This window comes from Dyadobacter sp. 3J3 (genome assembly GCF_009801115.1).
Classification (GTDB): domain Bacteria; phylum Bacteroidota; class Bacteroidia; order Cytophagales; family Spirosomataceae; genus Dyadobacter.
In genome coordinates, this window is the sequence record NZ_VTOL01000025.1 from 24,490 (window position 1) to 39,190 (window position 14,701).

A 14,701-nucleotide genomic window follows, 5' to 3' on the forward strand; every position below is an offset into this window, starting at 1 on the left:
GTGCACAAAGTCAAAAGTTGGGAAATCGGATTATTTAAACGCTAAAAAGTAGAACAAAATTTCAATGCATATTTCTGCTCTATCAATTCGAAATTTTAGAAATTTTAAGAATGCCAAATTTTTATTCAACAGTGGCATAAATACTGTTATTGGCGAAAATGGTTCAGGGAAGTCTAATTTATTCTTTGCACTTCGTTTATTACTAGACGATAGTTTGCCACGAAACCTCCGGCTTTCAGAAGGAGATTTCAATCGAGGAATAAGTTTGAATTGGCGTGGACATTGGATAATAATTTCACTAGAATTTGAAAATTTAGATTCTAGCGAAGAAGCCAAAGCGCTTGCTATCCAAATCAGTGGCCGTATAGACACTCAAAATAAGGGCAGTTATGCACTTTTTTTCCGCCCAAAGTTCTTAATTCGAAAAGAGTTGTATGATTACTCGATGACGCCAGATAAGAATGGAGCGGGATTAAAGCTGATTCTTGAAAAAATCACTGTTAAAGAATATGAGACTGTTTTTTTGTGTAGGGGTGGTGGCGATTTTTGTGAAGATGCTGTATATCAAAGGTACATAGGTAATTTTGAGGCAATCGAATTTCCTGATCCTGAGGACAAGGAGGAATTAGTTTTTGGTACTTGGTTGTCGAATGAAATTAATATTCATAACGAGATATCTTGCACTTTTATAAAGGCATTGCGGGATGTGGAAGCCGATCTTCGATCGTATAATAATAACCCTCTGGTGAGTTTATTAAGAGGGAAGGAAAAGACGGTTAATGTAGAAAAACAGGAAGAAATAATCGGTAGTATTAATGAACTGAATACTCAAATAAGTGAACTTGATGAAGTCAAGGAAGTGAAAATGGGTGTTGATCGCAGCATTAAGGAAGCAGTTGGTACTACTTATGCTCCTAATATTAATATTAAATCTGAGCTTCCTAATGAAATGGAACGTCTTTTCCAGTCACTAAAATTATGGGTTGGTGATCCAGATGAGGCCGGATACGAGGGCCGAATTGGGGAATTAAGTCTAGGAGGAGCAAATCTTATTTATCTATCTCTAAAACTGCTCGAGTACGAAAAAGTTAAAAATGATAAGATAGCAAATTTGCTTCTTGTAGAAGAGCCGGAAGCGCATATTCACACGCATATTCAGAAAACACTATTTGAAAGCCTTCGAGAAAATAAAACTCAAGTGATAATTAGTACGCATTCGACACACATCTCGTCTGTCAGCAAAATAAGCAGTGTTAACATACTAGCTCGCGGACAGCAGGAAGCAGAGATATATCATCCATTTAAGAACTTAAATAAAGATTCCATTGGGCGTATTGAACGTTACCTTGATGCCGTTCGAAGCAATCTACTTTTTGCGAAAGGCGTACTATTGGTGGAGGGAGATGCTGAGCAAATCCTTATTCCCGAACTATTCAAACAAGTTATTGGGCTTTCTTTGGACGAAATAGGAGTGAGTCTTGTAAATATTGGCAGCACTGGATTTAAAAACGTTGCGCGACTTTTTCACGAAGATAGAATAAGAAAATATTGCGCAATCATAACGGATCGGGATTCATCCGTTATTTCTCTGCCAGAAGACTCTGACTTAGACACCAAATATCAGAAGAGCTGCCGGGCGTCACAAAAAAGCGGCGACGAGAGAATGGTTGCTCTCGAGAAGCTTTGCGATGATAGTTGGTTTCTCGAAGCTTTTTACGCTGATTATACTTTCGAGGTTGATCTACTTCTTTGTGACAATAGCCTAGAATTTACAAATTGCCTCAATAGAATTTATAAAAATCCTTCAAATGTCTCAAAATCAAAGGAGAAGCTTGAAAATAAGACGCCCGAAGTGGCAGGCGTAGAAGTTTTACGTCTGGCTAATAAATATGGAAAGGGCTGGCTTGCTCTTTTAGTAGCTGAACAGGTAACGTGTAACACCTATATTCCAGAATATATTTTGGATGCGATTGCATTCGCCTCTTCTCATATCAACGAAGCTTCAAAAGCTAAGGCGGTCAAACATAGGTTGCAGTGTATGAGAAGTGATGTATCAATGTTGTATACGGAAGAAGCAAAAAAATTTGAAGACAAAGATAAATCGATTGAGACTTTGCTAGAAGAGTTTTGTGAGATTTTTGAAGATGATCAGCTAACACTATTTTTGAAATGTCTATGATTCTTTCCAAGTTGAGTTCCGAACAAAGGACAGCCGTTACGCAAGACGGACATGTGCTGTTAACAGCTTGTCCGGGAAGTGGAAAAACACGCGTTATAATTCACAAACTTGCATACGAGATTGAACGCATTGACCATTTAAGGCGCAAACGTGTCGCAGCTGTAACTTTTACAATTAGGGCATCCGAGGAGATTTTTCGAAGATTAAATTCGATGGGTATTAATAGTAAAAAAGTTTGGTCCGGTACGTTGCACTCATTTTGTCTAGAGTGGATCGTAAAACCATATGCCGGGTATTTGCCCGAACTTAGGAATGGTTTTTCGATTGCAGATGAAAGCTATTGCTTAGACCTTTTGAGTTCGTTGAAGACGAAGTATAATCTTAAAGAAATAGATTCGATTAACCTGCGTTTTGGCCGAGATGGTAATTTCATAGAAAACAAGGCGCAAGAAAAGAAGGTACTCTCAGAATATCATGAAATACTTCGGAAATCAAAACAAATTGATTTTGAACTTTTGCTTTTCTACGCATATAAGATATTATCTTCCTTTCCAAGAATACAAAAAACTTTATCAGATATTTTCAGACTGATTTGTGTTGATGAGTTTCAGGATACACAAGATTTGTTGTACGCGATCATCTCCCAGATTGTTAAGGTTGGGAAGGGCAATACGGCTTTGTTTCTGGTGGGAGATACAGATCAAGCTATTTATGCGTCTCTGGGAGGAGTTGCGAAGACGATTGAAGAAATTCGTTTTGAAATTGGCAATCAACATATTACGCCGTTGACCTTGACCGGTAATTATAGAACATGCCAAAGAATTATTGACTTTTATCGACACTTCCAAACTCAACCAATTGATATAATTGCGGTTGGTAAAAACGCAAAGCTAGAAGGATCTATTACATTTAATAATTCAATTAATGAGCGCGACCTTGTAACTGAAATTGCTAGGTTAATAGAATTAAGTATCGAAAAAGGCATTTCGGAAAGCGAAATTTGTTTGTTAGTTCCTCAGTGGTGGTTGGTTACAAAAATTAGCAGACAATTAAGAATTAAACTTCCAGATATAAATTTTGATGCTTCCGGCCTATCTCCAATGTCGAAAAACAGAGACAATATTTGGTATAAACTATCTAGGTTGCTGCTAACAACACCCAGTCCTAAGCTATATACATTAAGAAGGAGATGGGCAAACGAGTTAATTAATGACTTTGTAACTGAAAGCAAAGGTGAATTTGACGAAAATTACCGCAATATCAGAAATTTGCTAAAACTAATTAATTCAATCCGTTCAGCTGAAACGGAAGGTATTGATTATTTACATGATTGTTTTAGTAAGTTTTTAGATGTGGTTGACCTTGACTATGTAACTTTCCCTAGCCTTATAGAAAGTCATGATCAGTTTTTCGAAAGTATCCGACGACGTTTGACGGACACTGAATTCAATATTCCTAGCGACATTGAATCTTTCAAAAGTTTCTATCGAGAGATGACTGGAGTAGTTATAAACACTTGTGTCGGAATTAAAGGGGAAGAATTCGAAACCGTTATAGCCTATGGATTACTACGGGGATATGTTCCTCATTGGAATGAAATATTTGCGGGTAATGAATCAGATGCATCCAAGAAGCTACTTTATGTAGTATGCTCCCGAGCTAAGACAAACTTACACCTTATAAGCGAAATTGGAAGGAAGACGCAGAAAGGAAAACCCCTTGTCACCAATACTGAATTACAACTTGTAAATTTTGATTATGATGAGATTTAATGATCCCAATATACGCTTCATAATCGTATTCTCATCGTACTATTTTTCTAATATCCTTCAAATTTTTTTTAATCAACATTTGGTGCACACCTCCTAAATAATTCTTCAAAAAGACTTATAATCAAATCTCTTTGAGTATCAACAGCTTCTTGAATATTTGACGCTATACTATCGTAGTCCGCGAAAAGTTCATTAATATTTTCAAGTCCTGCTACTTTCTTGGCAAATTCAAGAAATTTGTTGACATAGGCATACTCATAATTTAATATTATCGTATTTTTTGCAAGACAATCAAGCTTCTCAATTTGATTGTCTGAGAATCTCATTTTTTTGAAATAGTCCAGCTCATTAAATAGGTCTGGATCAATTTTGAAGCCCCTGATATCATTGTCTCTGAAAATTTCAATCTGATCCCAGCTGTTATTTGTCTGCTGTGGGTAGAATATCAAATGATCTATTGGTGATTTGTAGGTATTGGAGGTAATAATTTGAATATCTTCAAATTCCACGATTTCAGAAAACCAGTTCACATAGTATTCGTGCTTTTCTTGTGGTACAATGACAAATGCAATGTCGTTCTGAGTAAAATGCAAATCGGATCCAATCCTCCATTCCTTTTCCCATCTCATATCGTATCCCTTTTTGTAGACCTCTAATAAATGTGGGGAGTTAAACACCATCCGTTTTTTCATTTCGGTATCCGAATCATTAAGATAAAATACCGGGCGTATGCCCCGATCTTGTAAGAAATCATGGAAAAAGCAAATGCCAAATTCAGATCCTCGTGCAACAAAATGTCTTTTAAGCTCTTTATGACCACAAAAGGTAAAGCTGACGGATTTTATTTCATTGCACTCGCTCGGGAGGAGAGTTGCCAATTTATTGACAAAATAACTTTTGGGATTGGAATAGATAATTTTCTCTTCAAAAATGTTTTTGAACCTGGCCTCAGCACCCATGTTTTTGTAATGCTCTTTTATGCGGCCTTCCGAGAATTTTTTTTCATAACCGCAGGTTGGATCGCTTATTATATTATAGAACAGGTCACATTTTATTGGTTTGATCCTAGCAATAACTTCTTCAAAATTTTCAGGTTTAGGTTTTAGCAAATGCGTCGTATCGAAATGTAAGTTGTAGGAATCTACTGTAATCATGTCATTTTATATTTTTGTTTCATTTGTGCTGATACAGCTAATTAATTGAGAAGAAGTCATCACGGAATTTCTTTGAATTATCATAACGATTAGCCTCTAAATTAATTAACTCGGAATTCGCCTTACTAATAAGCTATTGGGATCAGTCAACGTTCGCTCAAAGAGAAGTACAAGATAATCTTCAATTTCTTTTGCCCTAACCTGGGGAGAAATAGGAGCCGCCACAGTTTCACCCAAGTCGTTTACTATCATTATTGGTTCAGGCTGGAACAGATGATTAACAAATGATGAAGCACTTTTGAATACACGCACATATACTCTGGCGTACAAGTCCAAAAGTCTATCTTCATCAACCTCTATCAAATTTTTCTTAAATATATCATTAAAGATTTCTAGAGAATTTTTTATTCTAATGGAATGATGTGGATGCGAGCCTTTCGTTAAGTGGAATGGTCTGGTCAGATTGTTTGACAGAACGTGAAATAGCACTGATATCCCCAGAAGCGTAAATGCTGTTAATTCAGCCATTCTGTGAGGTGTTCTTAATTCATCATCCAGGCCATTGTCAAAATAATTTAACATGTACAGGCATATCATTCTCGTTGCGAATTGATCCGCATCGAGTTCTCTCATGTGGGACCGTTCGTCATAGGGATTAACATGATTATTGGAGGTATTGTCGCTGTTGGAAACATCCAGGTCGACATCTCCTTCTGCCTGAATTACATGGCCTAATTCATGAAAGTACAAATAGGTTGATGCGATTGAAAATAGAAATTGTTTGGCTCTAACCTTAGTAATCTGGTCAATGACAAGGCCATTTTTTCTGGAAAAATCATTCAACGGCTCAGAAATTTCGTTGCAGAAACTATGCATTGCTTCAAAAAGTGCATGACTTATGATCACATAGGCCTGACCTGAACTTCTTTGAATTCCTCCGAACGCGTCTATTTTATCATATGTCGAAAAATAGAAAATTACGTCAGAACGCAAATAACCCATGTTTCGAGTAGTCTTAGCAAGCGTTTGCGCTGTCAGAAAAAAATCATTATAAGCCTCAAAGAGCTCACCTCGAAAATTGCCGTAATTGAATATTTTATTGACAACTCTGTTTTTCTCATCTTTTTCAGGATGTATGGTTTCGCCAATTTGTTCAAAAAGTTCGCAATATTCGTCCATCTATTATTTTATTAAATTCATATCACGCACATTTTTCGGGATGCGAATTCCGAAATTTTCCCTTCGCAAGCTAAAAAGCTCCAATCCTTAAATTACTAACTGCCTTAAATTACCTACTTCTCATTACTTTTCTTAGCCGATGCTATTAAATTCTTTTTATCAAAATTCTCCTGAGCCTCTTTTAATACAATTTTCATAATTGATTCAGAATCAATATTTAACAGGTTGGATAGTTTTATAATATCAGAAACTACAAATTTTTCCGGGGAACTGCATTTACTCATAAACCCTCCGTAGTTAATACCGAGTGCTTTAACTAGTGCCGTTGGATGTAAAGAAGTCATATCTCTCATACTTTTTATTCTACCTGTCTCAAACATCGACGCTATCGAAAGTAGAGCTTTTGATAACTTTTCGGTACTATTTTTTCCTTCTTTATCTGCCATGAATTATAGATTATATTCCAAAGCTTGAAAGGAGCCAAATCAAAAGGAATTAAAATTTGCAAAATGATAATAGAAATTTGCAAAATGTAAATTATCTAGTTACTTTTGATCTTATAAGGTGCTGAACTTAGCATATTAATGTTCGAAACGAAAATTACTTTTTTTAGTACAAATAGTACAGTATTTTTGTAGGTATAGGCTTCTGCCATGCTTACACTTATGAGTCTCGATTTAGAAACCTAAGAAATTTCATTGGAACGAGACGAAAGGTGGGAAGCGCTACGCATTGCGTGGCGCCCGCTTATTCGTTCCAAGGCTTCTCAGGGCCTCTAAATCGGTAAGTTGGGTTGTCACGCATTTTTTCTTCACAAGGCGATCCTATTTTCCTAGACTCCAAGTAACAATTACCAATGTTCCATGCTTCAATATTGAAGCCTAACTATTGTTACGCGTATGAGTAAATCTTTCATTTATCGTCTGATCATCCGTAAACCGGAGTAAGGCAAGCCTAGGTTTGGTTTACGGTTACTTGTAATCTTTTATTCTCTGTCTTTCGACATTGATGCGGGATCTCTGTGTCTACCGCCAGCTACATCAGTGTTGGAAGTTTCCATCGAGGTAAAAAAACAATAACGGCTATATATGATTTGCCGTGCATCATTTGAAGAAACACTCCTTACTAATCAATTTCAAAAAAGCGGGCAACCCACTCCATTAAAATTTATTTCATCAAAACTTACCAGACAATGATTGAATTTGTAAAAAACAGAGAAATATACATGGGCGAGGAATACAAATCATGGAGTGAAACGCTTAGTATAGCACATGAAGAGTGCATCCTTTCCCCTTCCGAAACAATGCATGCTTTTTGGGATAAATATCCACTTTTGGAATGCACCATTTTACTTTTCCAACTCTCCATTGCCGCAAAGGGGCAAACGGTTCCGCTCCAGTCTGGTACTGAGAAATTGCAGGAGTTTTATGATGATTTGAGTAAGGCTTTGATCGCTTTCTATTTCTATTCCAGAGCAGAACCTTCACCCTCGGTAAACATAACCAGAAAAGACTGAGACTTGCATGTATAACCTTGTTGCACGAGCTATCTGATACTATGAACACTTGCCATAACTTCGTTTTCCAGCTTATAATCCGTAAACCCGAATAAAGTAAAGCCTTACGGCTTATGCTGGGATGAGGTACGATGATTTGGTCATGACCAAATTACAAAATACGCTACCTATCCAAAAAAGGCCGTATTTATTCTTCCTTCCATTATTAACTTCAAAATCTTCGTTGCAATGAACTCACGTTTTTGCTCTTCAGGCAAAGTACTGCCCTGTCTGTTCTATTTTTCGCTCCTCTACCTGCTGCTCTGGTGCTGGGAGCCTCTGCGTGCACAAACCATTTCGCAGCTGAGTCCCCTGAAGATCGGCGATACCGTACCTGACTTCACCATTACGAATGTTCTGCATCACGATTCAGACCAGCTAAAACGATCTGATTTTAAGGGAAAACTGCTCATTCTGGATTTCTGGGCAACCTGGTGCAGCCCGTGCGTGGCGGCGATCCCGCTTATGGATTCGCTGCAACGTCAGTTTCAGGGACGGGTTCAGTTTCTGCCCGTTGCCTACCAGTTGGATCAGGAGATAACGCGGTTCAGAGACCGGCTCGCCCGACAAAAGGGATGGCGTATAGAGACACCGGAAGTGGTTGGCGACACCCAGCTCAGTACATTATTCCCGCACAATGTCTACCCCCACTATGTCTGGATTGATGAAGCGGGAATCGTCCGCGCGATTACCAACGGCGATGAGGTTACGGCTGCCAACATTGCCAGGATCCTGGAAACCGGGAGTACCGGCCTTGCCCTCAAAAATGATCAGGACCGGCCCGTTTATGACAATACCACCACGCCCCTGGCAGAGTTTCTGGCACGGAACACCGATAAATATGCTGAAACCTACCATTCCGTTTCTACCCCTTACATCGAAGGCCTACCTGGAGGCTACCACATTGATAATCCAGGAGAAGAGCATATGCCGTACCGGATCACGTTCACAAACATTTCTCCTTTATGGCTGTTCAAAATTGCCTTTGGAGAAGCCAGGCAATTTTTCGGCGATGGTTTTTTTGCCGTAGAAGTTCATGACCCTGGTAAAGTAGAATGTCATGCGAGCGGCAGTGAAGCCAGCGACTGGTTTCGGCAAAATGCCGTCTGCTATGAACTGGTGGTGCCTTACAAGTTAAAAGAAAATGTCTGGGAAATCTTTCGCCAGGATCTGCAAAGACTTTTCCCACAATATGAAGCCATGGTGGAGAAACGAAACAAAAATGCCCTGGTTTTGATCCGGACATCGGCTGCCGACAAACTCAAAGCAAAAAGCGGCGCGTTTTCCGAAACCCAGGACGGCCTCAGCCTGCGCATCCGCAGCGGAACACTGAGCGGGTTTGTGACAAATCTGAATGTGTTCAATATGTCCTCCTCACCACTTCCCCTGGTAGACCGAACCGGATACACCGGCAACATTGACCTGGATATTGAAGCCAATATGTCGGACATCCGCTCACTGAACTCGGCCCTGGCGCGCTATGACATTCAGTTTATCAAAAAACAGATTGATCTGGACATGCTGGTGATTCGAGACAAGCTCACTCCTGCCCAAAGCCATTGAACAACTCATCTCCTGTTACTAATCATCATACTATGAAACCATTTTTATTTATCGCTATGCTCCTATCAAGCCTGATTGCCCACGGGCAACATCGCTTTACAGGTAAAGTTGTCTCCGCTACCGACAGCACTGCCCTGCCGGGTGCGGTGGTCAAACTTAAAGACCAATCCAGTGGTGTCACCACTGACGAAAACGGCCATTTCGCTTTAAACGTTGTTGATAAAAACCAGCTCGTCATATCTTACATAGGCTTTGTGACCCTCCAATACAGCGTGAACCTATCTGCTTCGGGCCTGATAGTGATCGCGCTTTCAGAAGATGCAAACCAACTGGCACAGGTAACCGTATCGACCGGTTATCAGAAAATTCCCAGAGAAAGAGCGACGGGGTCTTTTGCGAACGTGGACCTGACTTTAATATCACGGCGTGTGAGCACCTCGGTCATGGACCGCTTGGAAGATACCGTTCCCGGACTGATCTTCAACAAAGGCAAAGGAGCGGCCCAAGGTCTGGTAATCCGGGGACAGAGCACGATCAACTCCGGTACTTCACCCCTGATCGTAATCGACAATTTTCCATACGAAGGTGACCCTTCCACGATCAATCCCAACGATGTAGAATCGATTACCGTGTTGAAAGATGCCGCCGCGGCTTCCATCTGGGGATCGAGGGCAGGAAACGGCGTGATAGTGATTACCACCAAGAAAGGAAGCTTTAAGCAGGCTCCCAAGATAACTTTTAATTCCAACGTGACCACGGGCAAAAGACCTGATCTGTACTACCAACCCATCATGAGCTCATCGGACTTTATTGAAAATGAAAAAGCGATGTTTGCCAAAGGCAGATACATAAATGCTGAGAACAGCTACAACAAACTCCCGCTTACACCTGTCATTGAGCTATTGATAGCCAGCCGGGACGGGTCCATTTCACCACAGGAAGCAGACAATCAGATTGAGCAGCTAAAACAGTATGATGTTAGAAGGGATTATCAAAAGTATTTCTACCAGCCCGCTGTCAATCAGCAATATGCCTTTCAGCTTCAGGGGGGATCTGACCACAACCGCTATTTTGCCTCGGCAGGTTACGACCACAACCGTAATAGCGAAATAGGGAATGGTTTCAGTCGCTACACACTCAGCATGTCAAACACCTACAGCATGCTCAGCAATAAACTCGACCTGAGTACAAGCCTGTATTATACCGAAAGCAGAACCAACCAGAATAATCCGGGCCTGCCAACCTATACTACTTTTCGTAACAGCAGGGGCGCAGCCCTTTATCCGTATGCGAGACTGGCCGATGACCAGGGCAACCCGCTTTCGGTGATTAACCAATACCGCCCATCTTTTCTTGAAAGCACCTCCGGGCAGGGACTACCCGACTGGCAATACAGGCCGCTGGAAGAACTCAAGCTTGCCGATAATGTCACCCGCAATACTGATTACCGTGTCAATGCAGGAATGCATTACAAAGTAAAACCTTTTCTGACGGCCGAACTCCTATACCAATACAGTCGCAATACCACCCAGAACAGGAATTTGAGAAGCGGGCAATCCTATTATACACGGAATGAAATAAATCAATTGACGATCGTCAGTGCGGATGGATCACTGACCACACCGATTCCCGCTGGAGGCATTCTCGACAAAAGTGATGGCGGATTTTACGCACAGAATCTGCGCGCACAACTGGATTTTCATCAGTCGTGGCATCAGAAGCACGATCTGAACGCGATCATTGGCAGCGAAATCCGCGACTTTCAACAAACTCTAAGCACATCAAGGCTGTATGGATATGACGACGAGCATGCTACCAGCAAGCCGGTGGACTATGTCAGCCCGTTCACTTCCTTTGTAAACCCGTACCTGACTAATCTGAGGATTACCAATAAGGATGCCCAGAACGTATTGACTGACCGTTATCTCTCCTACTATGCCAATGCGGCATATACTTTATCAGGCAAGTACATATTGTCCGCAAGCGGCCGACTGGATCAGAGCAATCTTTTCGGAGTAAAGGCCAATCAGCGGGGTGTACCGTTGTATTCAGCAGGTGCGGCTTGGAATCTGCACCAGGAAAAGTTTTATAAAATCAGCTGGTTGCCTTATCTTAAATTGCGCGCCACTTTTGGTTTCAGTGGGAACAGCAACAAAAATGTTTCGGCCTATACCACGGCGTCGTATTCGGCTGCGGATTTTTATACGCGTCTGCCTTACGCCACAGTCAGTAACCCTCCGAATCCGGACCTGCGCTGGGAGCGTGTCAAAACCATCAACGCTGGTCTTGATTTTGAAACGCGCAACCGGATTTTCTCCGGGAGTATCGAATACTATCATAAAAAAGGAATCGATCTGATCGGAACCCTGCCCTTTCCGGGGTCGTCCGGCATCAAGACTTTTACCGGAAACTATGCCGGCACGAAAACCTCGGGCCTTGAGCTCAGCCTGAACAGCAAAAATGTACAGGGTGTTTTTCAATGGAACACAAACTTCCTGCTGAGTGTGGTGAAGGACCGTGTAACCCGTTACGACGCTCGTTTTTCTCCGACGGACTATCTTACGGCTGCGGACGGTCTGGGCATTGTTCCCATGAAACAGCGACCACTTTTTTCAGTGTACAGCCTCCGCTGGGCAGGACTTGACCCGGCAAATGGTGATCCGCAAGGCTATCTGAACGGAGAAATCAGCAAAGATTATATCGGAATCATTACAACCGCGAAGCCAGCCGATCTGATCTACAACGGTCCGGCCAGACCACCGGTCTTTGGTGCTTTAAGAAATACATTTTCGTGGAAAGGATTCTCGTTGTCGGTCAGTATCAGTTACCGTCTGGGCTATTATTTCAGGAGAAAATCGATCGACTATGTGTACGGGCTCAACTATGGCCAAAACGGACACGGCGACTATGCATCCCGCTGGCAGAAACCAGGCGATGAAATGTTCACCACTGTTCCTTCCGCGCCACTATCCGATATAGATGGCCGGGATTCTTTCTACGAACAGTCTGAGGTACTGGTCCATAAGGCGGACAATATCCGTTTGCAGGATCTGAATTTAAGTTACGATTTTACCAGATCCCTTTTCAAAAAATTGCCAGTAGGCAACTTACGTATCTACCTGTATGCCAATAATATAGGCATTTTATGGAAATCATATAAGGGCGGACTTGATCCCGACTATGCCACTTCGAATTTCCCTCCGGTACGAACTGTTGCTGCTGGCGTCCAAATTTCATTTTAATCTGCAATCTGATGAGAACATTTTTTTTCATTGCCTACCTACTGATCACCAGCCTTCTTGTAACAAGTTGTGGTGACAACTTTCTGGATGAAAGACCGGAGAAATCCCTGTTGGTACCAACAACCTTACCTGAATTGCAGGCACTGCTGGATAATGCCAGTGACGTTATGAATCAGGGGCCGGTATTAAATCAGTTTTCCGACGGCGATTTCACCATCTCCGATGCCGATCTTGATATTCAACCGGTACAGATCCGTAATGCCTATCTATGGGAAAAACAGATTTTTAACCAGGAGCCGTCCTCAGACTGGGACCTGCCTTATCAGCAAATTTTATATACCAATATCGTATTGGAGGGGATCGAAAAACTCCCGGCTTCTGAGCCTGAAAAACTACGGCAGCAACTTAGGGGGGCAGCGCTGTTTTTCAGGGCTATGGCTTTTTATAATCTTGCCCAGCAATTCTGCGCACCATTTGAACAGGCAACTGCAGACAATCTGGCCGGAATCCCACTTAGACTCACTTCTAATGTAACAGACGTGTCTGTACGCGGGACCGTGAGGCAGACCTATCAGCAGATCTTGCGTGATTTGCTAACGGCTAAAGACCTGCTTCCAGCCAAAGCAACAGTCGTCACCAGACCCAGTGCCGCAGCTGCCCAGGCTCTTTTGGCCCGTGTATACCTAATCATGCAGGACTACAATAATGCACTTGCTTATGCATTGGCTTCCCTTGAAAATAACGCCCGTCTTCTGGATTATAATACCCTGGCCGACTCATTGGCAAACCCGTTTCCACTTCCCTATATCTCATCAGGAAATCCGGAAATTATTTTCTTCTCGGCACTCAATACTTCTCTGAATTCGGATCCGGCTTATTATGCTGATTCGGTTTTGTACGATTCATATGAGGAAGGGGATCAGAGAAAAACTTGTTTTTTCACTGATCAAGGAAATTACAAGGGTAGCTACACCGGTGGCAGCTTTTGCTTTGGAGGACTTGCAAGCGATGAGCTTTACCTGATTAAAGCAGAGACGCTGGCAAGAACCGGGCAAATACCGCAAGCCATGCAGGTGCTAAATCAGCTTCGCCGTATGCGATACGCTCCAAAAAGTTTTAACCCACTTAGCACTGAAACGGAAGCCGGCGCCTTACGTGCGATTCTGTCCGAAAGAAGGAAACAACTGATAGCACGTGGACTCCGCTGGACAGATCTGCGCAGGCTAAATCCGGATAGCCGGTTCGCAATGAAGCTTCAGAGGACTTATCAGGCAAGAGCGCTCGAACTAAAACCGGGTGATAACAAATATACTTTTCCTATTCCTGAAGATGAGATTGCTTACAGTGGAATTCCGCAAAATCCCAGATGACAAAAAAGGTGCAAAAGCTGTTTTTTTCCTGCCTGTGATTTACAGTATTGAGCTTAAACACAAATCCAGATTATTCCTACCCCTTAAATTTTCCTTTTCATTCTTAAACACAACTTACCTTTCAACAGACTATGCAGAAAACATTACACGTGGCCTGGCGGTCAATAAAAAAACCCAAACTATTAAAGATGCGTCAAATAAGTTCATGCACATTCCCGATTAATGCCTGACTTAGCGTTTTAGAGAATAAAAAAGTCCGCCGGGCAGAAAGACTACCCGGCGGACTTTAAGAATTAAATCAGCGATATTTTAAGGCTTCGCGCCTGTCACGATATTGGTAACCGCTCCCGTTGGTGTCGCCCTATATCCTTTGCAAGCGCGCGAGCTTGCAGCTCCACAGGTAGCATCAGCAGGAGAAGCAATCGGCTGCCAGTCCGGCGCACCAGTTGTACTGGCGTTGTTATTAAATACATTCGGATCGACAAACGCTACTTCATTAGCGATAGCCAGACCTCCGCCCAACATAAGGGCCGAAGCAAAAAGAAGATTAATTTTTAACTTTTTCATTTTGATAAAAAGTAAATTTTTGATGAAAGGTAAATCAACGCCTACTCTGTTTTCAGGTTTTCAGCACGGCAACCCAGGACGGGTAAGTCTCGTAGTCCCTGGCGGATTTAGGGCAGTCAA

10 protein-coding genes are annotated in these 14,701 nt (G+C 41.8%); 6 read left to right on the plus strand and 4 right to left on the minus strand.

Features of this window, described 5'->3' with window-relative positions; all coding sequences use genetic code 11:
• Positions 1 to 64: 64 nt before the first annotated feature.
• Positions 65 to 2,179, plus strand: coding sequence for an ATP-dependent endonuclease (locus tag FZF08_RS29870; protein WP_159477979.1), 2,115 nt, complete (start codon positions 65 to 67; stop codon positions 2,177 to 2,179).
• Positions 2,170 to 3,951 (plus strand): UvrD-helicase domain-containing protein, encoded by a 1,782-nt coding sequence (locus tag FZF08_RS29875; RefSeq protein ID WP_200837199.1) that lies wholly within the window; start codon positions 2,170 to 2,172, stop codon positions 3,949 to 3,951. The genes FZF08_RS29870 and FZF08_RS29875 overlap by 10 nt, the downstream gene beginning before the upstream one ends.
• Before the next feature lie 68 nt (positions 3,952 to 4,019).
• Here the strand turns inward: FZF08_RS29875 and FZF08_RS29880 are convergent, their stop codons facing one another.
• From FZF08_RS29880 to FZF08_RS29890, 3 genes are all read right to left on the minus strand, one after another.
• The gene (locus FZF08_RS29880; protein ID WP_159477982.1) at positions 4,020 to 5,105 is read right to left on the minus strand and encodes a hypothetical protein; all 1,086 of its coding nucleotides are present in this window, start codon (positions 5,103 to 5,105) and stop codon (positions 4,020 to 4,022) included.
• Between the two features lie 105 nt (positions 5,106 to 5,210).
• Positions 5,211 to 6,284, minus strand: coding sequence for a hypothetical protein (locus FZF08_RS29885; RefSeq protein WP_159477985.1), 1,074 nt, complete (start codon positions 6,282 to 6,284; stop codon positions 5,211 to 5,213).
• 113 nt (positions 6,285 to 6,397) lie between these two features.
• Positions 6,398 to 6,730: a hypothetical protein gene (locus tag FZF08_RS29890; RefSeq protein ID WP_159477988.1), complete on the minus strand. Its 333-nt coding sequence runs from the start codon at positions 6,728 to 6,730 to the stop codon at positions 6,398 to 6,400.
• Between the two features lie 746 nt (positions 6,731 to 7,476).
• Here FZF08_RS29890 and FZF08_RS29895 point away from each other — a divergent pair.
• The 4 genes from FZF08_RS29895 (at position 7,477) to FZF08_RS29910 (ending at position 14,014) form a co-directional block, all read left to right on the plus strand.
• Entirely contained in the window at positions 7,477 to 7,800 is a 324-nt protein-coding gene (locus FZF08_RS29895; protein WP_159477991.1) for a hypothetical protein, read from the plus strand.
• Positions 7,801 to 8,028: 228 nt separating this feature from the next.
• Positions 8,029 to 9,402 (plus strand): TlpA disulfide reductase family protein, encoded by a 1,374-nt coding sequence (locus tag FZF08_RS29900; protein ID WP_159477994.1) that lies wholly within the window; start codon positions 8,029 to 8,031, stop codon positions 9,400 to 9,402.
• 32 nt (positions 9,403 to 9,434) lie between these two features.
• A complete protein-coding gene (locus FZF08_RS29905; RefSeq protein WP_159477997.1) occupies positions 9,435 to 12,644 on the plus strand; it encodes a SusC/RagA family TonB-linked outer membrane protein in 3,210 nt (1,069 codons plus the stop codon).
• An 11-nt stretch (positions 12,645 to 12,655) separates the two neighbouring features.
• The gene (locus FZF08_RS29910) at positions 12,656 to 14,014 is read left to right on the plus strand and encodes a RagB/SusD family nutrient uptake outer membrane protein (RefSeq protein WP_159478000.1); all 1,359 of its coding nucleotides are present in this window, start codon (positions 12,656 to 12,658) and stop codon (positions 14,012 to 14,014) included.
• Positions 14,015 to 14,323: 309 nt separating this feature from the next.
• Here FZF08_RS29910 and FZF08_RS29915 read toward each other — a convergent pair whose 3' ends face one another.
• Positions 14,324 to 14,581: a hypothetical protein gene (locus FZF08_RS29915; protein ID WP_159478003.1), complete on the minus strand. Its 258-nt coding sequence runs from the start codon at positions 14,579 to 14,581 to the stop codon at positions 14,324 to 14,326.
• Positions 14,582 to 14,701: the final 120 nt, after the last annotated feature.